Below are 20,735 nucleotides of genomic sequence, written 5' to 3'. Positions count from 1 at the left end.
GGGCTCCAACCGCCGTTACCCCAGCAGGGCCCTCTCGGGTGGACGGGGTTGACACGGGCGAGCCGGCTGAACGTCACGCTGGTCGATAGTCCCGACGACGCGCAGCCGGTCCTTTCTCTCAGCGCGGTGACCGACGACCTCGATTCGCTGCTCGAGCGGGCCAAGTCGCGAGGTTCCGACATCCTGATTCCTCCGGCCCTGAGCCCGGAGGGAGTTCGGAGTGTGGTCTTGAGCGGTCCCGTCGGCATCCAGGTACGTGTGGAGGAGCGCAGGAGCCGGGGTCTCGCGATCGTCAATGCACCGTGGCGCGTCGAGGACTACCTGCTTCTCTCCACCGCGACCAGCGCTGTGGTGCTAGCGGCTGCCATCGGCTACTTCTGCCACCTCGCCGTTCTTCACGCTCCGCATCACCAAGTGAGCTTCGGGTTTCTCATCGGGTTCTGCGCTGCGCTTGCGGGCTTGGGAGCGGCGGTCGCGTACCCTGCCGGTCTGATCGGGGGCGAGGACGACCAGGGCCAACGCACCGTGCATCCGCTTCGCTCCGAGGTGGCAGGCACGGATCCCACCGACCTGCTTTCCGCACCGCGAGCGCGTTGGCAGGTAGCTGCGCAGGCTGGCGCGACGGCAGGTATCACCGCGGCAGCGGTTCTGGGGCTTCTCTCGTTCGCCATGCTCGGAAGGCCGGTCGGGTTCTGGCTGCTGTGGGCATGGGCCGCCGCGGCCGGCGCGACCTCTGTTTCTGTTGCATCCGCGTTCGGCCGCAAGCGGGGAATCCTGTTAGCGGGGCGCCGCGCGTACGGGCTTGTGGTCCGCTCGGAACAACCAGTCGGGATGCTTCGCCGAGTCTGGCTTATCGGTGCCCTGCCCTTCGCCCTCTCCACGACGGTGGTGAACGCCGGTCTGGCGTGGAGCGCCTACCGCTTCGGGGTCTCCACCAAGACTCTGAGCTCCGACATCTTCGGTTCGGTGATCATCACGGGGGGTCTGCTTTACGTCCTCGGTCGCCAGTCTGGGCGCACCGATTGGCAGGCGGGCCGCTTGCTGGTGCCGGATCGCCTTCGCCTGCCCGCAAAGGTCCGCCTTGGTGCTCAGGGGCTGCTGTACTTCATGATCGCCGAACTCATCGCGCTGAACCTTCTCGGTCACGCAATCCCCCATCCACCGCCGGTCGCCGCGGCGGTCACGTTCCGAGCGGTAACCAGCTTCCTGGCTGGGATTGCCGGATTCGGCCTTGGAGCAGTTGCGGGAGCCTTGAACGAGGCCGGCGAGGTGGACACCGGCGCGGTTGGTTCGGGAGCCGTTCGCGTATGACTCGCCGGCACCGCGTAGGGCTCGCCCTCGCGGCTATCGCTATCGCTCTCGCTGCATCTGCCGGCGCAGCGATGGCGGCGACTCCAAGCTCGCCACCCGGATCGGCAGGAACCCGAGCCGCGGCGCCTGAGGTGCGTGCCTCTGACGTGACCCCGCCGTCGGTTCCGGCCAGCTTCGCCGGGGATGTCCAGGCGGTTGCGATTCGGATCGAAGCCGACGAACCATTGCCTGCTGGTTCGGGCGACATCCCGAGCATGTCCGGCGAAGTCAACTCCGACGAAGGCATCTCCAAGGCGCAGGCGGCGGTGGACCTACTCGGTGCCGTCACCGGCCCCAAGCTTGCGGATCCGACCGGAGACGGGCACCAATACGCGCAGGACCCACAAGCTGCCTGCAACTTCCCGCCGGCGAGCACGGCGGCGCAGAGCTACCCGCTTCAAGGCTCGGATCAGCAGACAGCGCAGTCGGAGGTCACGTGCCGCGAGGGCCCGAGTGCTACGGCACTCGCCTACTCGGCGCAGATCGGCGGAAACGCCGGCGTCACCAATTCGAACGAACTTCAGACCCTGGGCGTTTCCGCCTTGCCTCTCGGGATCAACGGAGCCACAGAGGGGCACGCATCGTTGGCACCGGACGCAACGACAGGCACCGCACGGATGTCGGCCGATGCCGAAGCGACCAGCTTCTCGATACCGGGGATGTTGCAGGTATCCCATGTTTCCGCGACCGGGTGGACGGCCGTCGGGGGAAGGCCGGGGAGCGCATCGACGCACGCCGACGTCAGCGTCAGCGATCTCGAAATCGGTGGCGCGGCCATCTCTCTCGGATCCAAGGGAGTGAGCCTCGGTTCCTCTCCTCCCGTACCGGTCGACTCTGCTCAACCCCTCGTAGCTTCGTTCAACCAGGTGGCTTCGTCGGTCGGTTGCGAGCTGACCGTCCTTTCGAGCCCCTCCACATATCCTCAGGGTCCTCTCTTCGCGCGCCCGCCGTTGCCGAACCGCGTAAACCCTGACGGAACCGACGCTGGATCCACCGCGGCGGGCCTGGTGATTCGTTGTGTCGTTCCCGAATCCATCAACACGACCAACTTCAAGCCGCTGATCCTGCAAATCCTCTTCGGGTTCGTCGGAACCGAAGCGCACGCCAGCACTCAGGCGCCCCAGTTCGGAATCGGCCCGGGCAACGACAACGGGCCGTCAACCGGGCAGTCGACTTACTCGGCCGGGCTCGCCGCGCCTATATCGGCGTCCCCTTCTGGAGTTGCGGTCCCGGCATCGCCGTCGCTGTCCAACCCCCCTGCCCCTGCGGTGACCGCCCGCCTGACGCCCACAACCGTTGCTCCGAGGGCGACCGTCGTTACAGGAGCACTCATCGGACTGCGGAGTGGGCTCGAGCTGGGCGGGCTCGCCGTTGGAGGGCTTCTCATCATCGCCGCCCTGGCGCTTGTATCACCGTGGCGGGTGTCTCTCGCTCCTCCCGGACACCCGGAGCTGTAGGAATATGCGCCTCGCACTGCCCACCGTTATCGCCCTGGGTGCCATCGCCGGGGCCGTGTACTCGATCATGGCGCTGGGAATCGTGGCGATGTTCAAGGCCACCAGGGTTCCGAACTTTGCTTTCGGGGCGACCGCGACGTTCATCGCGCTCTTTCACTATCAGGCCGTCGGCGGCCACACCTACGGGCTCCACATCCACGCGTGGTTTTTTCACCTGAACTGGCACGAACACTTCCATCCGCAGTTCTGGCAGATGGTTCCGATCAGCCTCGCCCTCGCGGCGCTCGTCGGGCTGGCGGTGGAACGGCTGGTCATGCGACCATTCGCCGAGTCCCCCACCATCGCCCTGATTATCGTCTCAGTCGCGCTGTACCTGGTGATAACGGGGATATCTGGGAAGCTCTTCGGCCTCAACGATCGCTTCGTTACGGGCAACGAAGCGCCTTTCTCGAGAGCGCACACGGTGCACGTGCTCGGTGTGTACCTCACATACGAGCGGCTCGGGATCCTGTTGATCAGCCTCGCGATCGCGGCGGCGATCTTCGCCTTCTTCCGCTACGCCCGCACCGGGCTGGCGATCCGGGCTCTCGCGGCGAGCCGTGATGTCACCCAACTCTGTGGTGTTTCGGCGCGGCGCCTGTCGGTGCTCACCTGGGTCGTAGGGACCATGCTCGCCGGGATGATCGGGATCCTCCTGTCGGCGGAGCAGGTGACATTGAACACGACCAACCTGACTGTGACCTCGGTCGCCGGTTTCATCGCCGCAGTGATCGGCGGGATGACCTCGCTGCCGATCGCCTTCGGCGCCGGGATCGGACTCGGCATCGTGCAGGAGCTGGTCCAGGCCTACTACCCGTCAGGCGGCATCCACTTCCTCGGCCACACATTCAGCCAAACCGGCATGCCTGAGGCGGTGAGTGTGCTCCTGGCGTTGGCGGTGCTGGTATCCCGGCCGAGATGGATCTTCGGAGGTTCTCGCGAAGACGAGGACTCGGGTGTCACCTTGCGGCCGCTGTCGCAGCTGCCCCTTCTCGCTCGCGCCTTCGATCCGGTTCAGGGCTGGAGATCTTGGCGATCGGCCCTCGGCCTCGATTGGACGTCAGTGGACGAGGGTCGTGGCCGGCTGGTGCGCCGCGGCTTGGGCGTTGTGCTTGCCGCCGTGCTCCTCGGCTGGCCGTTGGTGGGGCTGAACCACGATGTGTACGGGCTCGACTTCACCATCGGGCTGGTGTACTTCCTTCTGGCTCTGTCGCTGGTCGTGTTGACGGGGTGGGTTGGCCAGATCAGCCTCGCGCAGGGCGCTTTCATCGCTGTTGGTGGGGTCGGGACGTTGATCGGCGCGAACAGCCTGCACTTGCCGTTCCCGCTTCCCGTGGTGTTCGCAGCGTTGTTTTCGATGCCGTTCAGCCTCCTGATCGGAATCCCCGCGCTGCGCTTGCGAGGCTTGTACCTGGCCATCGCGACATTGGCGTTTGGGTACGGCGCTTCCCGGCTCGTCGCCGGAAATCTGAGTCTGGGTCGCGGCACAGCTCCAGTCGTCAACCTGTTCGGCTGGCACGCGCGGACGACGTTGGAGGAGTACTACTGCCTCGCAGCGATCGCCTTGGCTGTCACGTTGCTCTGCTGGAGGGTGTCGAAGACTCGCCCGGGCCGTGCCTTCTTCGCGGTCCGCGACTCGGAAGCCGTCGCTTCTGCCTACGGGATCAACACCACGAGGACAAAGATCGCCGGATTCGTGCTCGCCGGCGCCGTCGCAGCGGTAGCCGGGTCGGTGCTCACGTATGTCATCGGCCAACCAGGCCAGGGATACACGGACATCTTCTTCTCGATCACCTGGCTTGCCTATGCGGTCGTGGCGGGCATCGGCTCGATCGGGGGCGCCGCGCTGGCGGCGGGAGTCTTCGGGCTCCTCCCGCTGGTGTTCACATCCCGTGCAAGCGCTACTAGCACCGGATCGGGGTCGCTCATCGTCGCGGGCGTCCTCCTGATTCTCGTGATGATCATCAACCCCGGTGGGATCGCCTCGATGCTGCGGTTCGTGCGCCGGCGCGCCACCGTACACGGCGAATCGCCGGCGTCAGAGACCGTTTCCATCAGTCCGGTGGTCGGTCGATGAGTTCCGCTCCCCTGTTGGAAGTCGACGGCATCGCCAAACGTTTCGGCGGTGTGGTGGCGTTGGACGGCGTCAGCTTCGCGGTCGGCGACGAGGAGGTCGTCGGGATGATCGGTGCCAACGGCGCCGGCAAGACGACCGCGTTCGACGCCATATCAGGGTTCGTTCAACCTGATCGGGGGTCGATGGTCCTCCGCTCCGCGGACGGGTCGTTGGTCGACCTCGCTGCGCTGCCCGCCCACCATCGTGCACTGCTCGGCGTGGGCCGGACCTTCCAGAACGCTCGGCTGTTCGGATCCTTGTCCGTCCTCGACAACCTGAGGACGGTTCAGCATTCGCGGGCATCCACCGGCTTCTGGTCGAGTGTGTTCGGGCTGGGCCGGCGGGAGGAGCGAGAGATCGCCGATCGGGCGCGGGACGTGCTCGTCCTGGTCGGGCTCGAAGCTCATCTGGACAAGCCGGTTCAGGAACTGTCGTACGGGATGTTGCGGTTGTGCGAGCTGGCGTGCGTGGTCGCGCTGGGCCCCCGATTGTTGTTGCTCGACGAGCCGTCCAGCGGGATGGCTCAACGGGAGGTCGAGGCGCTCCCGCCGATCCTCGAGTCGGTCAGGGCCCATCTGCGGGCGTCGATCGTGTTGGTGGAGCACGACATGCCGTTCGTGCTGAAGATGTCCGATCGGATCGTCGCCATGGCCAAGGGCGCCGTCATCGCGTCCGGTTCGCCGGCGGACGTGCTTTCCAATCCTGCGGTCGTTGAGAGCTATCTGGGTGATCAGTGGCGGTCAGAGTCATCGAGGCCCGCTCGCAGGTCCCGCAAGAAGGTGGTGCCATCCGGTGCTTGATGTCCGCGGGCTGGAGGTCTCCTACGGCGCGATCCGGGTGATCGACGGAGTCGACGTAAGCGTGCGTCCCGGAGAGATCGTCGCCCTGCTCGGCACGAACGGCGCCGGCAAGTCGACGATCTTGAAGGCCGTGTCGGGAATCATCCCCATCGGCGCCGGGAGCATTTCTTTCGATGGCATGGAGCTCGCAGGTGCGGCCCCGGAGGTGGTGGTCCGCGCTGGAGTGGGTCACGTGCCCGGTGGAAGGGGGCTTCTGTCGTCGTTGACCGTGGAGGAGAACCTGCGGCTGGGCGGTCATCTGCTTTCACGGTCTTCGCTGGGAAGGGCCGTCGAAGAGGCGGCTTCCCTTTTTCCTTGGATGGCCGAAAGGCGCAGGCAGACGGCCGGAACGCTGTCGGGTGGGGAACAGCAGATGCTGGCGATCGCTCGCGCGCTGGTTTCCTCGCCGCGCTTGCTGATGGTGGACGAGCTCTCACTGGGGCTGGCGCCGGCCGTCGTCGATGATCTCATCGCGTTGCTTCGTCGGCTTCGGGACGACCGCGGCGTGGCGATCCTGCTTGTGGAGCAGCACGTGACCCTCGCCTTGTCCGTCGCAGAACGGGCGTACTTCCTCGAACGCGGCCAGGTACGTTTCGAGGGTCCGAGCGCTGACCTGCTCGAGCGGGACGATTTGCTGAGGTCGGTCTTCCTACAGGGCGCGCCGGCGGAACAGCGGGCGTCGGCGCTCGAGCGGTTGTAGCCCGCGCTTCCCGCTCGCGCGTCTACGCCTTGTAGGTGAGGATGTAGTAGCCGTAGCCGGCGAGACCGACACCGATAGTCAGCAGAAGGGTCAGGGCCGCGCTCAGGAGGATCGGATACCTGCGGACCTCGTGGAGGTTCTCCTTCAGGTAGTTGTACCGGGCCTGGAACACCGGCGGGTGGTACCAACGCAACGGTTTGCCCGACGCGGCCCGCCGCCCGGCGAAATACGCCTGGGTCCTGTCGAAGAGGATGTGAAGCGGACGACGGGCGACCAGGGCAGCGACGAAGCCGAGCGCCTTCTTGTCCCAGTTGGAGTTCCATAGCGTCAGGGTCCGGTTCCAGATCGACCCGGTCACCTTGTGGTTGGCTGCGTGCACCGCGGCGGTGTGAAGGATCAGCTCTCCGATCGCGAAGGCCGCGGCACCGATGAGGGTTGCCGCGGCGACCGAGAGGATGCCTACCGGGACGTGGTACTTCTTGCTCCACTCGCGGAGCGTGTGGCCCGCGCGCAGGTGGCTGCGGGTAAACGAGTTCCAAACGATCGCCTGGGCGAAGCAGGAGGCCAGGACACCTTCTCCAACATCGCGAATGTCGTGTCGAAGGCTCGCCGGAGTGACGGTCGTGTCCCACCAGTGTTTTACGTCGTGATTGGTCTGGGTTATCAGGAAGTAGAGAGCAGCGACGACCAGGACACCGATGTGGGCGAGGACGATTGCGTCGAGTAGCAGGATCGCCTTGTTCTTGACCCACCGGATCGGGTGGCGGTAGAGGTGGACCAGGGGCGGTGGAAGCGGCGGACGGGCGGTCGTGCTCGCACCGGCCTGGGCCTGGACGCCGGTCGGGACGGCTTCGGAGGTGCTCATCGGTGAGGCGTTGTTTCGCAGGCAAGCGAACCCTTGTTCCGGTCCACCCGATGAGTATGACGCATTGCCGGATTGGCGTGCCGTCACATTCCGTCTTGGGACCCATCGTTGTCGTCACACCCCTTTCGTAGACTTTCGAACACGCGTTCTGAGGTTTGTTGTTAGGAGGTCCCTCTTGAGCTTGTTGCTCGAAGAACGGACCGGTGAGTGGCTGGTTGCTCATCGGTTGGAAATGGAGCGCGGCGAGGCGGTCTGGCTCCAGCGCCTGGCGGAGTTCGACTTGACCGGTGAATGGGCTGCAGATGGTCAGTACACGTGCGTCGACTGGCTTTCATGGCGGTTGAAGATGGCCCGTTCCACCGCCTACGAGAAGCTCCAAGTCGCTCACGAACTACGACGCCGGCCGATTATCGCTGCGGCATTTCAGGAAGGCAGCCTGTCGTACTCGGCTGTTCGCGTGATCACCCGTATCGAGAATCCGGATCCTGAGGTCGACGAGGCTCTCGTAGATCTGGCAGAGGCAGGAACCGTCGCCGATCTAGAAAAGGCGGCGCGCTTCTACAAGCTGCACGCCGACCAGGAGCGGCCGCTCCGGAGTCTGGCGCCACCTCAGACGCTTGGCGTGCGCTCGAACCGCGACGGGACCGCCACGCTTCAGATAACGCTGCCCGAAGTTGAGATCGAGGAGTTGCTCGCCATCGTGCGTGCCTTTGTCGATCGAGCGGATGCCTTTGGCAAGTCAAACTTCAGCGGACTATGGCCCGCTCCGGCTGTGGACGAGTCCGCAGCTGCGGAAAGCCCCGCTGACGATTGCGGGTTACACGACGAGGCTGTGGATGATTCCGCAGCTGCGGACTGCCAACTCGATCCCGCCGATGAGGCACCGTTGTGGACTCGAATGGCGCGGGCGTTCGTAGACATGGCGCGAGTCGCTCTTCAGCACATCGACGGCCCTCCAATAGCCGGCGCCGACCGTTACATGGTCCATCTAGTTGTTCAGGACGGCCATACCTTCATGCTCGACGGCACCCCGATTGAGGACGACCTTGCCAATCGGATCGCCTGCGAAGCGTCGACGGTTACTCACCTGGTCGGTGAGGGCGGCGAGCCGCTCGCTCTGGGTCGCAAGACCAGGGAATGGAGCACCGCTCAGAGGCGGGCCATCATCGTGAGAGACGGCGGCATATGCCGGTTCCCCGGCTGCACCCACCGCCAGTTCGTCGATATCCACCATCACCACTGGTGGTCGAAGGGTGGTCCCACCGACGTGGCCAACGGGTATCTCCAGTGCACTCACCATCATGACCTGATCCATAAGGGTGGGTACATCGTCGAAGGTGAACCAAACGGAGTTCTGACCTTCTACCGGCCTGACCGGACGCTCATCGGGACGAGCCAACCTCGCCGGCCAGTCGTAGCAGCGATCACTACCCACCAACCATGCGCCGGTTAAAGGAATCGCTCCTAGGAGCAGGTGTACGAGTTACCAGACACATGCACGATCGTGCGCGGGCCCGAGGCCGATGATAGGCCGCCGGTCCAGGAGCCAGTAGTTGCCTCAATTTTGAAGTAGTACGTACCAGCGTTCAGATTGTTACCGGAGTTTGCGCTCGTTGTGCTGCCACCAGAGACAGTTTGCAATTGGCTATAAGTTCCACTGAGCGTCGACGAGTCGAGGATGGTGTAGCCCCCCGCATTCGTCACCGTGCTCCACGAAAAGTCTATTTGACGAGAGGTGCCACTGTGGCACGTCGCAGCAAAGCTACTTGGCGTACCTAATGTACCCGCGCCCGCGGCGCCGTTCCCGCTACCGGATTTGTTGGTCCATGCGGCGAAAGCGACGCCCCCGGTGGAGAGAAGGCCTACGACCGAAAGGATCGTGACGACACACTTCGACCACCGCCCAAACGACTTCCGTTCGGCGCCTCCAACGTGTCCTAGTCTTCCGCTCATTGTCTTAGATATCAACCTGTTCATGTATGAGGGCACGATCTCGGACGAGTGATGAAAGAACCTCATCGCGGTCGATCCCACCACCCGTCGAGCCTGGATCTGAATTCTTCTCTTCCTCCTGCTACATGCTGATCGAGAGGATCACGGGCATTGTGAAGGTTGCACCCTGGCAACCATTTGCTGAGCTGGTCGCCATTGATACAACGTTCGGCAAGGTGACCGAAGTGTTGGTGGCGTTGGCTGCGACGGTGACCGCCGAACCTATGGTGAACGTTGTGTAGACGGTGGGGCTCGTGCCGGTCGGTTGCGTCGCGCTGATCCACACGCCACTGTTGCCAAAGGTAGAAATGTTGAATCCACCGGAACTATTGGCGGTGCCCTGAGTATCGCTGGTGCAAGCTGGCGAACCCGAACCACCCGATTGTGTCACCGGGCCGTTCTGTGTGACCGCGGTGATCTTGACAGCAAAGTTCTGCGGATTGGTCACGTTCAATACGAGGTCACCACCCTCGGTGGCACCTGAGGCTTGACCAGCGACGGATCCAGGGAACAGCTTGTTGGTGAACGAGGAGCCAGCGGACACGACCGTCAGACTCAGCGTCCCGCCACCGGCAGCGGAGCTACCAGTGGCGGTGTTGGTCCAAGTCGCCCAGGCAATGCCTCCGGCGGAGAGGATTAAAACGGCGGTCCCCCCTGCGACGACATGACGGAGATAGCTCTTGCGGCCGGGCTTGGACTCGCCCAAACCTTGGTTTCGGTGGCTGCGGAGGTTCATTAGGACTCGTTCCTTCGTGGTTTCTTTGACTGGTTAGGAGGTCTGCCCTGACAAGGTCAGAGAGACTGTGAAGGCGACCCCCTGGCAGGCGTTGGGGGCCGTACCGGACATGGAGATCAGGGTGGAGATCGTTTGCGTCCCGGTCGTTTGACCTGATGTCACCGTGATCTTGGAGATTGTCAGTGGCAGGGTGGCGACGACGATGTTGCCGGCAGGGCAGCCGCTCGGGTTACCCGACGTGACCGTGGCGCCCGTGACAGAGGTGAAGTTGGCGGTGAACGAGTTGGTGTTCTTGAGGGTGAACTTAACGGTGCCAGACTGCCCCGGGTAGAGGTCGTTGGCAGCCGTGGCTGCGGCGACGGTGACGGCTACCGGGTTTCCAACGGATGCGGTGCCTGAGCCGGATCCAGATGACTTGAAATAGGCGAAGGCCAATCCGCTGCCGATTGCGAGAACCGCGACGGCGACCGCCAGACTGACTACAAGTTGTCGCTGCCTGCGACGAAGAGTTGACATCAGAAGCCCGCCACGCATTGGCCGGAACTCTTGCCGGACACCTTGTTGGGCAGCCCGTCGCTCGTGGGGGCCGGCGTATTCGAGGAGCACGCCAGCCCACTGCCGACGGTGTTCTTCTCAACCTCAGGAACGGAGTTCTCAGTGCTGGGTCCCGTGCCGGTCGTGCCGGTCAGGCTGATCCCGCCGGAGACGGTGTTGCCGCCGATCTCTGCCCCGGCGGTGCTGTTGGTCAGGGTGAGGTTGCCGCTGATCGTGTTGCCGGCGCAGGCGGGGCTGCCGTCGTCGCCGCCGTCGCCGACTAGGGCGAAGGCGGTGGAGCCGGTCGCCGACAGGTTGCCGGAGACCTTGGCACCGCATACGGTGAAGTAGTTGGGGCTGGTGGCATTGAGACTTCCGCCGATGGTGCCGGTCTGAACGTTGATGCCACCACCCGAAGCGACGGTGACGTTGCCTCCGACGCTGCCGCCGAGGATGTCGAGGCGTCCGCCGGTGCTCACGGTGATGTTGCCGGTGACGGACCCGGTCGACGTGATCGCCACGTCCTGGCCGGACGCGACCGTCACGTTTCCGTTGCTCTTGCCGCTGATAGTGGAACTGAAGTTGACGGTCTGGCTGACGACCGGCGAGGTGCTCCCAGAGTCGCTGGTGCTGCCGGCGTAGACCGCATACAGGCTGTCGCTGCCGCCGGGGAGTGTTGTGGTCGAGACGGTCGCCTTACCCGAGGCGTTGAGCGTCCCGGAACCGATGAGTGTGTGGTTGGCGGTCGGCGCTCCGAGGTAGAAGCTGACCGAGCCTGCCGGGGCAGGCCCAGATGAGGGTGTGACAGTAGCGTTCAGGGTCACCGACTGGCCGTAGTTCGACGGGTTCGGCGAGGTCGTCACAGCAGTGGATGTCGTCGCCCGGTTGACCACCTGGTTCAGCGTGGAGGAGGTGCTGCCGGAGAAGTTTCCGTCGCTGTTCGAATATGCCGCGGTGATCGGATGAGTGCCGACGCTCATGTTGGCCGGAGCCACGCACGAAGCCGTGGCCGTGGTGGTCGATGCGCTCGTGACCGCCACTGCGTTGCAGATCGTCGCGCCGTTGTCCTTGAAGGTCACCGTGCCGGTCGGGCTGGACGGCACTGGGTCCTGGCTGGCTGTAGCCGAGGCCGTCACCGTCGCCGTGTAGGTGACCGGCTGGCCGAACGCCGACGGGTTCAGAGAGGAGCCGAGCGCTGTCGAGGTGCCATAGACCTCGGTGTAGGTACCGGCGCCTGTGTAGTTGAAGGTGTACTTGACCCCTTCGCAGTCGCTCTGATTGGACGCCGGCAAATCCGTGAACGAGAACGGCTCAGCGACCTGATCACTCTGGTTGTGGCCACTCGGGTGAAGCGTTAGCCCAGTCCAGGTGTAGCTGTAGGGATAAGGATAGCTAGGCGATGACAATGGAGCGGCGGTGAACTTCGGGCTGAGGTAGGTAACACAGTGACTAGGTGCCGCGCCCGAATCTGCGTACACCGCGGACGTGATCTGCGCTGTGATCTGGGTAACGGAAATCGCTACCTGCAAGTTGTCGGTCACCGACAGCAGTAGACAATCGGACCGGCCTGGGGCAAGAGATGCAGGGCTAGCACCAGCGCACGAGGGCCACGGGTAAACAGTGCCGTGGATGGTGAAATCTCCTGCGGTGGAGGTCAGAAGGGAGTACTTCGGTAGAGCCTTGGGAGCCACACCGGAGCCAGCCGCAGCAAGCGCGGCAAGGACCAGCGCCATCACGCTGACCTTGACTGCACCTCGCATGTGTCTCGACTTTCTCACTCACAGGCTCCTACGACTCGCAAACAACTGGTGAGATCACCGACAATCCCCCGGGGAAACCAAGGGAGAATGTCGCTGTCCTCAGCGGACCGAAGATGCTTCTGGGGGACGGTGCCTGCACCGTCCCCCAGAAGGCACGCGAGTTGCTAGTTGCTGCTGTAGTGGATGGTGACGGTTGCGCCCTGGCAAGCGTCCTGGTCCGTGGTCGGGAGGTCCTTGAAGCCGACCGTGTCGGTGCCGTTGTTAGAAGCCTGCGAGCCATGATTGATGTCCTGGGCGGTCCAGTTCAGGGCCTGCTTGCTGCTGGAGCTTGTCCCGGCGGTGCCGTCAAGGGTGTAGTCGGCGGAGGAGCAGTAATAGGTACCCTGCGACCCAGCCGAAGATGTGGAGGGATCACCCCAAAGAGCGATCTCGCTGGCAGTTTCGGTGACGGTGAGGTAGGCCGAGAGGCTGCTCACATAGGAGTTCTGCGTCCCGGTATTACCAACCGTGGCGGTGAACGTCGCCGCCGCAACCCCCGGACCAAGCCCGCTGATCGTGGTGTTGGAGTAGGTGAGGCTCGAATGCGCAGTGTCGGTCGAAGCCGATCCGGTACCGCTACCGGACGAGCCCCAGTAAGCGAATGCGCCACCGCCGGCGGCGCCGAGGACAGCGGCACCGGTAGCAACACCGACGCCGATCTTGTGACGCAACTTGAGGTTGCTGAACTTGCTCATTGGTTGAATGTTCTCCTTGGGAGTTGGTTGGTTACTCGACTAGGGCGTCGGGTTCGCCACTCACTCCCCACGGGCCGGGCGACCAAATTGGGCCCGTGGTTCAACGTGTCGCCCTTCTCCAGGAACCGCTGGGGTCCTGTGTTGGAATCAGCAGGCGCAGAGCCTGCGACTGGATCCCCCAGCGGACTCACCCACCGGTGCGGGGTGGCTGAGGGGGAGACGGTCGGGGGTAACCCCCCAACACCGTCGGTGGGACAAGTAATCGCCAAGGAAGAGAAGCGGGCGCGGAGTGCTGCTCGTGTTTGAGCGGCGTGCTTCAACGGCTTCTGCCCCTTCGTGACGACGACTTGACCTTTAACTAAGGCGTCGGTTTCGCCACTAGCTCCCCTCAGATCAGGCGACCAAATGCGGCCTGAGGTTCAAAGCTCTCGCCCTCTTCCGAGCATTCGGCTCGGCGACCATCAAGATGCTGTATCAATCACTACAAAAGAGGTGGGTTTCGGCAATACGGGAACAACGATGAACCAACCGCGAAGCGCGGTTTAGCCAGGCGGGAGTCGATCCGCGCGGGCGACGGGAAAGTAGCGATGATGGTGAGCACCCGTGAGTTCATAGATCGCGCTACCAGTTCGACCATCGTTTGTCCGCACTTTCATAAGGTGCTGTCCCCCACCAACCGGACCATATGGGATGGCCCAGGTTCCTACTCCGACGACGACGATCGAGGTCCCGCCAGCCAGCGTGAATTCAACTGAACCGGAGAGCCCCCGCACCTCTAGACCGTCACGGTCGTAAGAAACCGGTTTGCCATCGGCATCGGTCCAGTTGAGCTCGTGGCGGAAATCGACGACCGGGATCGGGTCGGAACCATCGGCCGGCGCGAAACATCCGTCGGTGAAGACCCGCGCTCCGTTCGCGTACTCCCAGTGCCAGACGCCGAGCATCCCGTCCGGCAATTGAATCGCCAGCCACATCCAGAAAGGGCAGCGAGCATGATCGCGAATGCCCCAAGAGTGATCGCGCTGGCCGACCCAGTTCTCGACGCTGTGAGTCTTTCCATCGCGGGCGTAGGTGCCATTGAAGTTCCCGGACTGAATCATGTGGGATTGGTCCCAGATGATCTCCTCCCCCCGCTTCATGGTTCCGCGACGCAGCCCGTACGCGGCGGTGCGGGCCTCGAACGTCAGGTCGAGCGCGACGGGAACTCCTTGTCTGTCCTCGACCTGAAGGCGAACCGCGCGGTACGGCTCGAGGATCTCGACTGAGAGGGGACCCGCGACCGTCGTCTGGGGGTCGTCACCGTACGGCCGGCTGTGCCGCGCGTATATGAACTCGCCGTCGACCCGACCCAGCTGCAGCGAGTCCAGCTCCTCCCTTGCTGGGAAGGTGGCCATCGTGAGGATGACAACGTCGCCCTCACCCGAAGGCGGGTGGAGGACAAAGAAGTAGCTCTCCCGCCAATGCTCATGGTGAACCGCGACGTTCGGGAGCGGTTCGGGGATCTGGTGAACGAACAGCTCGTCAGCAGCGGTCAGGCGTGGCACGCCGGACATCCTGGCATGCCACCAGATGACGTTCTCGCTCGGCGTGGCGAAGTCCCAGCCCCGCCCCGGTGCACCGGCAGATCAGTCGATCAGCACCCAGAGCCCTCAGGACCGGGACTCAACGCCACGACCAAAGAGAGCCACAAGCGGCGTTCGAGATACAGTGCCGGGCCCGACCAGGTGCTTCGTGAGAGCGGACGACGGGATTCGAACCCGCGACCCCAACCTTGGCAAGGTTGTGCTCTACCAACTGAGCCACGTCCGCAGCGGCTAGCAAGGCTAGCAGAGACACCTAGTTCGCCGGCAGTGCCGATTACTTGATGCCGCCCTGCTGAACAGGTTGCAGGCAGAGGACGTGAGGGTACTGAACCCCCGGATAGAGCTCTTCGTAACCAATGGTCCCGGACGGGCAGAGAGGGCTACCTGGGTTCGAGGGGACGACCTGCACGACCTTTACGGCCGCTGACGGCGAAGAACATGGGACTGGGTCGGGCGAGTAGCGGGGGTGACCGTTTTCAGTGCCGTGCTGGGCGAGGCACTTTCCGAGCGTTGCCGCGGTGGCTGCCGCCTCCTTCTTGACCGCGTTCGATGACGGGCTCAGCACTTGAAACAGAGCGATTACCACCACTAGCACGGTGACAGCCAGCGGGACGAGTCGCCAGGCCGTTCGCCATCCGGGACGGGGAGGCCGAGCACCAGAAACCTCCCAATCAGGCGGCCTCGGCGGCGCATCGATACCCGGCGCCCAGTCGACCCACTTCTCGCCGTCGGGATCGAAGAATCGAATTGAGCCGTCGCCGGAGCGCTCCCACCGGATTCCCCGATGGACCGTCTCCTCGATCGAGGAACCAGAGGATGTCACTTAAGAAGACGCGAGAGCCGGCGATCGGCCAATGGTTTTCCGCCGGTCTGGCAGGTAGCGCAGTACTGCATTGACTTGCTCGAAAACGACACCTCCCTGACGGTGTCGCCACAGACCGGGCAAGGTTGGCCAGTGCGCCCGTGCACGGACAGCCCACTCTTTTTCTCCGACTTCAAACCGCTGGCCGGCAGACCGAGGGAACGATCGACTGCGTCGCGCAAGACCCCGACGAGAGCTGCATAGAGAACCGCGACCTCGGCGTCGGTCAGCTTCCCCGCCGGTTTGTACGGTGACATCTTCGCCGCGTGGAGGGCCTCGTCGGAGTAGGCGTTTCCGACTCCGGCGATGATCGACTGGTCGGTGAGGACCGTCTTCAGATTGCCAGGCTGACCGTCGAGCAGTTTCCCGAGTGCAGCCGTGTCAAACGAGGGATCGAGAGGGTCGGGACCGAGACGCGCCACGCCCTCGACCTCCGTAGGAGAACGCACGACCCATACCGCCAAACGTTTCTCGGTACCTTGCTCAGTCACGTCGAATCCGGACCCGTCATCGAGGCCGACACGCAAGGCGAGCGGGCCCCTGCCCGGTTTGGCCCGCGCCGGGGCCAAGGAATCTCGCCACTGCACCCAGCCTCCGCGGGCGAGGTGAAGCACCATCCACGAGGGCGCAACATCGAAGAGGAGGTACTTCCCTGTGCGACTTACGCTTTCGATCTTCGAACCACGAAGTGATTCGATCGGAGGGTCGTAGGTCTTCAAGGCGGACAGGGCCGCGACCTCGATCCGCGAGAGCGTTTTGCCGGCGCAGCGCTCGTCCAGAAAACGAGTGAGCGCCTCTACCTCAGGAAGCTCGGGCATCTACAGCCCCGTGTGCCCGAAGCCGCCGAGACCCCGGTCGGACTCTGGAAGTGCGTCGACCTGAATGAAGCTGGCATGCTCGACTCTTTGGATGACCAGTTGGGCGATCCGATCGCCGCGGTTGATCTCGAAGTCTTTCTTCGGATCGGTGTTGATCACGATGACCGCCAACTCATCGCGGTACCCGGAGTCGATGAGGCCCGGGCTGTTGGCGAGGGTGATCCCGTGGCGCAAAGCGAGTCCGCTGCGCGGCTGCACGAAGCCGGCATATCCCTCGGGTATGGCGACCCTGACACCAGTGGGAACCAGGGCCCTCCCGCCGCCGGCCTCGACGAGCGCTCCGGTGCGGGCGACCAGGTCGGCGCCGGCGTCGCCGGTCCGGGCGTAGACGGGTGGTGGAAGGTCGGGGTCGAGAAGCACCATCGGTATGTCCACGCTCCGAGGGTACCGAGCACAGACCACCTCACCGTATTTGGGTAACGTCCCCGCCATGTTGGCGTGGCTCGATCTCGAGATGACGGGGCTGGACCCGTCCGTCCACACCATCGTGGAGATCGCCACGCTGATCACCGACGACGATCTGAACATCATCGCCGAGGGTCCCGACATCGTCGTTGCGGCGAGCGCCGACGACCTCGGCCACATGGACGACGTGGTGCGGGGGATGCACACCCGAAGCGGGCTCCTGGACGCGGTCAAGCAGTCGACGACGACACTGGACGAAGCCGGAAAGTTGACCATGGACTTCCTCCGCGAGCACATCTCGACCCCGAGCACGGTACCGCTGTGCGGGAATTCCATCGGGACCGACAGACGTTTCCTCGCAGCCCAGCTCCCTGAGATCGATTCCTACCTGCACTACCGGTCGATCGACGTCTCGACGGTCAAGGAGCTGGTGAGGCGCTGGTACCCGTCCGTGTACGCAAACGCCCCCAAGAAGCAGGGTGCCCACCGTGCGCTGGACGACATACGGGAGAGCGTCGACGAGCTGCGCTACTACCGACAGATGGTTTTCAAACCCGCAGAACAGGAAGGCGACCCGGAGTAGCCACGCAGAACTTTGAAAGTCTGTTAAATCCGGCCATTCCTCCCTAGCGCTTCGGGCCTGTCCATGGCACCATGGTTTTTACGGGCCGGCGGGGACTCTCGCCGGCGACATAGCAGGGAGGTCTCGTGCGCGTAGAGCAGGCGAGCGAACCAGCCAACCATGTCGTCGAGGATGCCCCCGGGCACAGGCGCAGAACCGCCCGGGTAGCACGCCACGAAGCACGAATACGGCTTCACGAGCTGGCCGGCGATGACGAACTTCTCGAAGACGCCGACCTACTCTGCCCACAGGTCCCTCACGATCTTGGGCGCAAATCATCACCGAGGAAGAAGGACGAGCCAAAGCCCGGAAGGCGTGCCGGCTTCAAGGTGTGGAAGACACCTTTCTGGAAGCGACGCAGGCAACTGTGGGCTGAACGCAACGCGGCCACCCGGCGCATCCTCGAACAGGAGTAACTAGCTCTTCGGCTCGAACTCCAGAGCCAGCGAGTTCATGCAGTAGCGGAGCCCGGTCGGTTGGGGGCCGTCGTTGAAGACGTGCCCGAGGTGACTGCCGCAACGACGGCACCGCACCTCCGTGCGGATCATGCCGTGACTGCGGTCCTCGATCACCTCGACCGCTTCGGCGACAGCCGGCTCGAAAAAGCTCGGCCACCCGGTCCCTGAGTCAAACTTGGTCGACGAGCCGAACAGGACGGCCCCACAAGCCGCGCACGCATAGGTGCCGTCGTCGTGGTTATTGACGTATTTGCCTGACCACGGGCGCTCCGTTCCTGCCTTACGCAGTACCTCGTACTGCTCTGGGCTCAACTGGGTTCGCCACTCTTCTTCAGTCTTGGATACTTCTTGTGCCATACCTCCAGGGTACGGCTACCACGTGTCTATCCAGGGCCTCTTCTTGCCATCACGATGGGGCGGAACGGGCGCCGCTCGCAAGACCGAAATCAGTCGGGAGCGTGTTTCCGCCGGGTCGATGACGTCGTCCAGCTCGAAGTGGGTCGCCGCATTGAGGGCTTTGCCGTTGCGGTATGCAGAGGCAACCAACCGCTCGAACAGTGCCTGACGCTGACCTGGATCCTCCTCCGCTTCCAGCTCCTTCCGGAAGCCGAGCCTGACCGCGCCCTCGAGGCCCATCCCTCCGATCTCGCCGGTAGGCCACGCCACGGTCAGCGCCGGGGCGTGGAAGCTGCCGCCGGCCATCGCTTGCGCCCCGAGCCCGTAGCCCTTTCGGAGCACGACAGTGGCGAAGGGAACTGTGAGGCTGGCGCCGACGACGAACATTCGGGAGAAGTGGCGCACCTGCGCCGTCTTCTCCGCCTCGGGACCGACCATGAACCCCGGGGTGTCACACAGGAAAACAATCGGAAGATCGTGCGCGTCGCACAGCTGCATGAACCGGGCTGCCTTGTCAGCACCGTCAGAGTCGATCGCGCCGCCCAGATGCCCGGGATTGTTGGCGATGACACCGACGGGCCTGCCTTCGAGGCGGGCCAGCGATGTCACGATTCCAGGTGCCCACCCTCCGCGCAGCTCGAGCACAGACCCGATGTCCGCCACCCCCTTGATCACCCTCCGGACGTCGTAGACGCGCAGCCTGTCTTCGGGGATCGCGGCCCGAAGTTCGCGTTGGTCGGCGGCCTCCCAATCGCCAACTTTCCCTTGGAAGTAGCTCAGGTACTGCTTGGCCGCGCTAACAGAAGCGGCATCGTCCTCTACGAGAACGTCGATCACGCCGTTCGGGTACTGCACGCTGACGGGGCCTACCTCATCGGGCTCGAACTGGCCGAGCCCTCCGCCTTCGATCATCGCCGGCCCGGCCATGCCGACGCTCGCATCCTCGGTAGCGATGATCACATCGCAGCACCCGAGGAGCGCGGCGTTGCCCGCGAAGCAGCGCCCGGAAGCGATGCCGACCATCGGCACCAGCCCGCTCAGCCTGCCGAAGAGTGCGAACGCCATGACGTCGAGCCCGGAAACGCCGGGCGCGTCGGTGTCGCCTGGACGGCCCCCGCCGCCTTCAGCGAACAGAACCACCGGGAGACGAGAACGCTCGGCCAGCTCGAACAGCCGGTCCTTCTTCCGGTGCCCCTGGTATCCCTGAGTGCCGGCGAGAACCATGTAGTCGTAGGACATGACTGCGCAGCGCGAAAGTTCATCCGAAAAGAGGTGGCCGTTGATGTGCGCGGTGCCGCCGATGAAACCGTCCGCGACGGTGTTCATGATCAAATCGTCAACGGTACGCCGGGCGCGCTGCGCGGCTACTGCGAAACCCCCGTACTCGACGAATGTGCCGGGGTCACACAGGTCGTTGAGGTTCTCCCTGGCCGTTCTCCGCCCATAGGAGTGGCGCTTGGCGACAATGTCGGGTCTCGCCGCGTCCTGCGTGGCGGCACGGCGGTCGAGAACCTCTTGGAGATCGGGACGGATCGCAGTCGGGTCGGCACTCTGGACAGGGCCCGCCGTCGATTCGGCAACCACACCGTCTTCGATCAAGAGAAGCTCGTCTCCAGCCCCGACGGTTTGGCCGAGGCTCACGATCACGTCCCGCACCGTGCCACTCGATGCCGCCACTACCTCATGCTCCATCTTCATCGACTCGATGACGACGACAGGACGACCGGCGACGACCTGATCCCCTGGCGACGCGAGCACTGCAGCGATGGTTCCGACCATCGGCGCGCAAGTGGGAGTCAGCGTGGCCATGGCTGGGTCAGTATGGCCGGGTTGGTGGATTCAGACCAAAGCGGGAAATGACACGCCGACTCCGCCTCTGGTCGAGCCTCCATAGCGAGCCTTTTCCGCCGCCAGGTCGAGAGGCTTGGTGATGGCGTCGATCTCAACAGGCAACCGGTCGGCTGGCACGAGCCAGCACACCTCGAACTCGAGACCGTCGGGATCGTGGGCGTACAGCGCCTTCGTGGTCCCATGGTCGGACGCACCCACCAGAGCGCCAGCGTCGCGGAGCTTGCCGGCGGCCCGTTCGAGTTCGTCCAGGGTGTCGACCTCCCAGGCGATGTGGTAGAGGCCGACGGTGCCGCGCCCCGCCTCGGATGGACGCGCGTCCGCGCCGATCTGGAACAGCCCGAGATCGTGGTCGTTCTGGCTCGCCGGGGCCTGCAGGAAGGCCGCTTGCCCGGGGATCTCGAACTTGACCCGGAAGTCAAGCACGTCCTTGTAGAAGGCGACGGTCTTCTTGACATCTCGCACGTACAGGACGGCGTGATTCATGCGGGTGACGGGCATGACATCAGGGTACGGCGATACAAGGGCTTTGCTTGAGTCGTCTAGGTTCAAGGTGTGCGG

General features: G+C 64.1%; 20 protein-coding genes, 1 tRNA gene and 1 riboswitch. Of the genes, 8 read left to right on the top strand and 13 right to left on the bottom strand.

Translation table 11 applies throughout. The features are described from left to right. Positions 1-48: 48 nt before the first annotated feature. From VFZ97_11795 to VFZ97_11775, 5 genes are read left to right on the top strand one after another with little or no spacing between them, the layout of a single operon-like run. Positions 49-1,311, top strand: a complete 1,263-nt coding sequence (locus VFZ97_11795; GenBank protein ID HEX6394117.1) for a hypothetical protein — start codon at positions 49-51, stop codon at positions 1,309-1,311. Beyond that, positions 1,308-2,807, top strand: coding sequence for a hypothetical protein (locus tag VFZ97_11790; protein ID HEX6394116.1), 1,500 nt, complete (start codon positions 1,308-1,310; stop codon positions 2,805-2,807). Before VFZ97_11795 ends, VFZ97_11790 begins: the two co-directional genes overlap by 4 nt. 4 nt (positions 2,808-2,811) lie before the next feature. Then, positions 2,812-4,923, top strand: a complete 2,112-nt coding sequence (locus tag VFZ97_11785; GenBank protein HEX6394115.1) for an ABC transporter permease — start codon at positions 2,812-2,814, stop codon at positions 4,921-4,923. Continuing rightward, positions 4,920-5,762, top strand: a complete 843-nt coding sequence (locus VFZ97_11780; GenBank protein HEX6394114.1) for an ABC transporter ATP-binding protein — start codon at positions 4,920-4,922, stop codon at positions 5,760-5,762. Before VFZ97_11785 ends, VFZ97_11780 begins: the two co-directional genes overlap by 4 nt. Then, positions 5,755-6,501, top strand: a complete 747-nt coding sequence (locus VFZ97_11775; protein HEX6394113.1) for an ABC transporter ATP-binding protein — start codon at positions 5,755-5,757, stop codon at positions 6,499-6,501. Before VFZ97_11780 ends, VFZ97_11775 begins: the two co-directional genes overlap by 8 nt. Positions 6,502-6,523: 22 nt before the next feature. Here VFZ97_11775 and VFZ97_11770 read toward each other — a convergent pair whose 3' ends face one another. After that, complete coding sequence (locus VFZ97_11770; GenBank protein HEX6394112.1) at positions 6,524-7,366, bottom strand: hypothetical protein; 843 nt, start codon at positions 7,364-7,366, stop codon at positions 6,524-6,526. A gap of 175 nt (positions 7,367-7,541) precedes the next feature. Between VFZ97_11770 and VFZ97_11765 the strand changes: the two genes are divergently transcribed. After that, positions 7,542-8,819: a DUF222 domain-containing protein gene (locus VFZ97_11765; protein HEX6394111.1), complete on the top strand. Its 1,278-nt coding sequence runs from the start codon at positions 7,542-7,544 to the stop codon at positions 8,817-8,819. A 621-nt stretch (positions 8,820-9,440) separates the two neighbouring features. Here VFZ97_11765 and VFZ97_11760 read toward each other — a convergent pair. The 9 genes from VFZ97_11760 to dut form a co-directional block, all read right to left on the bottom strand. Next, positions 9,441-10,094 carry a hypothetical protein gene (locus VFZ97_11760; GenBank protein ID HEX6394110.1) on the bottom strand — a complete coding sequence of 218 codons (654 nt, stop codon included), beginning with the start codon at positions 10,092-10,094 and terminating at the stop codon, positions 9,441-9,443. A gap of 33 nt (positions 10,095-10,127) precedes the next feature. Then, on the bottom strand, positions 10,128-10,610 hold the full coding sequence (locus VFZ97_11755) for a hypothetical protein (GenBank protein ID HEX6394109.1): 483 nt from the start codon (positions 10,608-10,610) through the stop codon (positions 10,128-10,130). Further along, on the bottom strand, positions 10,610-12,406 hold the full coding sequence (locus VFZ97_11750; protein HEX6394108.1) for an Ig-like domain repeat protein: 1,797 nt from the start codon (positions 12,404-12,406) through the stop codon (positions 10,610-10,612). Before VFZ97_11750 ends, VFZ97_11755 begins: the two co-directional genes overlap by 1 nt. A 146-nt stretch (positions 12,407-12,552) precedes the next feature. Continuing rightward, positions 12,553-13,122, bottom strand: coding sequence for a hypothetical protein (locus tag VFZ97_11745; protein ID HEX6394107.1), 570 nt, complete (start codon positions 13,120-13,122; stop codon positions 12,553-12,555). Between the two features lie 36 nt (positions 13,123-13,158). After that, positions 13,159-13,242: riboswitch (cyclic di-GMP riboswitch) on the bottom strand. A gap of 422 nt (positions 13,243-13,664) precedes the next feature. Continuing rightward, the gene (locus VFZ97_11740) at positions 13,665-14,666 is read right to left on the bottom strand and encodes a hypothetical protein (protein HEX6394106.1); all 1,002 of its coding nucleotides are present in this window, start codon (positions 14,664-14,666) and stop codon (positions 13,665-13,667) included. 192 nt (positions 14,667-14,858) lie between these two features. Continuing rightward, a tRNA-Gly gene (locus VFZ97_11735) sits at positions 14,859-14,931 on the bottom strand. A gap of 48 nt (positions 14,932-14,979) precedes the next feature. Further along, a complete protein-coding gene (locus tag VFZ97_11730) occupies positions 14,980-15,528 on the bottom strand; it encodes a hypothetical protein (GenBank protein HEX6394105.1) in 549 nt (182 codons plus the stop codon). Beyond that, positions 15,525-16,385 carry a DNA-formamidopyrimidine glycosylase family protein gene (locus VFZ97_11725; protein HEX6394104.1) on the bottom strand — a complete coding sequence of 287 codons (861 nt, stop codon included), beginning with the start codon at positions 16,383-16,385 and terminating at the stop codon, positions 15,525-15,527. The genes VFZ97_11730 and VFZ97_11725 overlap by 4 nt, the downstream gene beginning before the upstream one ends. Beyond that, entirely contained in the window at positions 16,386-16,820 is a 435-nt protein-coding gene (gene dut, locus VFZ97_11720) for a dUTP diphosphatase (GenBank protein ID HEX6394103.1), read from the bottom strand. Positions 16,821-16,875: 55 nt separating this feature from the next. Between dut and orn the strand changes: the two genes are divergently transcribed. Then, the gene (gene orn / locus VFZ97_11715; GenBank protein ID HEX6394102.1) at positions 16,876-17,433 is read left to right on the top strand and encodes an oligoribonuclease; all 558 of its coding nucleotides are present in this window, start codon (positions 16,876-16,878) and stop codon (positions 17,431-17,433) included. 125 nt (positions 17,434-17,558) lie between these two features. Next, the gene (locus VFZ97_11710; GenBank protein HEX6394101.1) at positions 17,559-17,888 is read left to right on the top strand and encodes a hypothetical protein; all 330 of its coding nucleotides are present in this window, start codon (positions 17,559-17,561) and stop codon (positions 17,886-17,888) included. On the opposite strand, the gene msrB is transcribed toward VFZ97_11710, so the two are convergent. From msrB to VFZ97_11695, 3 genes are read right to left on the bottom strand one after another with little or no spacing between them, the layout of a single operon-like run. Then, positions 17,889-18,287, bottom strand: a complete 399-nt coding sequence (msrB, locus tag VFZ97_11705; protein HEX6394100.1) for a peptide-methionine (R)-S-oxide reductase MsrB — start codon at positions 18,285-18,287, stop codon at positions 17,889-17,891. It abuts the gene before it with no gap. Between the two features lie 15 nt (positions 18,288-18,302). Then, a complete protein-coding gene (locus tag VFZ97_11700) occupies positions 18,303-20,135 on the bottom strand; it encodes a carboxyl transferase domain-containing protein (GenBank protein ID HEX6394099.1) in 1,833 nt (610 codons plus the stop codon). Positions 20,136-20,165: 30 nt separating this feature from the next. Continuing rightward, entirely contained in the window at positions 20,166-20,675 is a 510-nt protein-coding gene (locus VFZ97_11695; GenBank protein ID HEX6394098.1) for a VOC family protein, read from the bottom strand. Positions 20,676-20,735 lie beyond the last annotated feature (60 nt).

Source organism: Acidimicrobiales bacterium (assembly GCA_036378675.1).
In the GTDB taxonomy this organism is placed as follows: domain Bacteria; phylum Actinomycetota; class Acidimicrobiia; order Acidimicrobiales; family Palsa-688; genus DASUWA01.
This window is presented reverse-complemented; position numbering and strand designations above follow the sequence as displayed.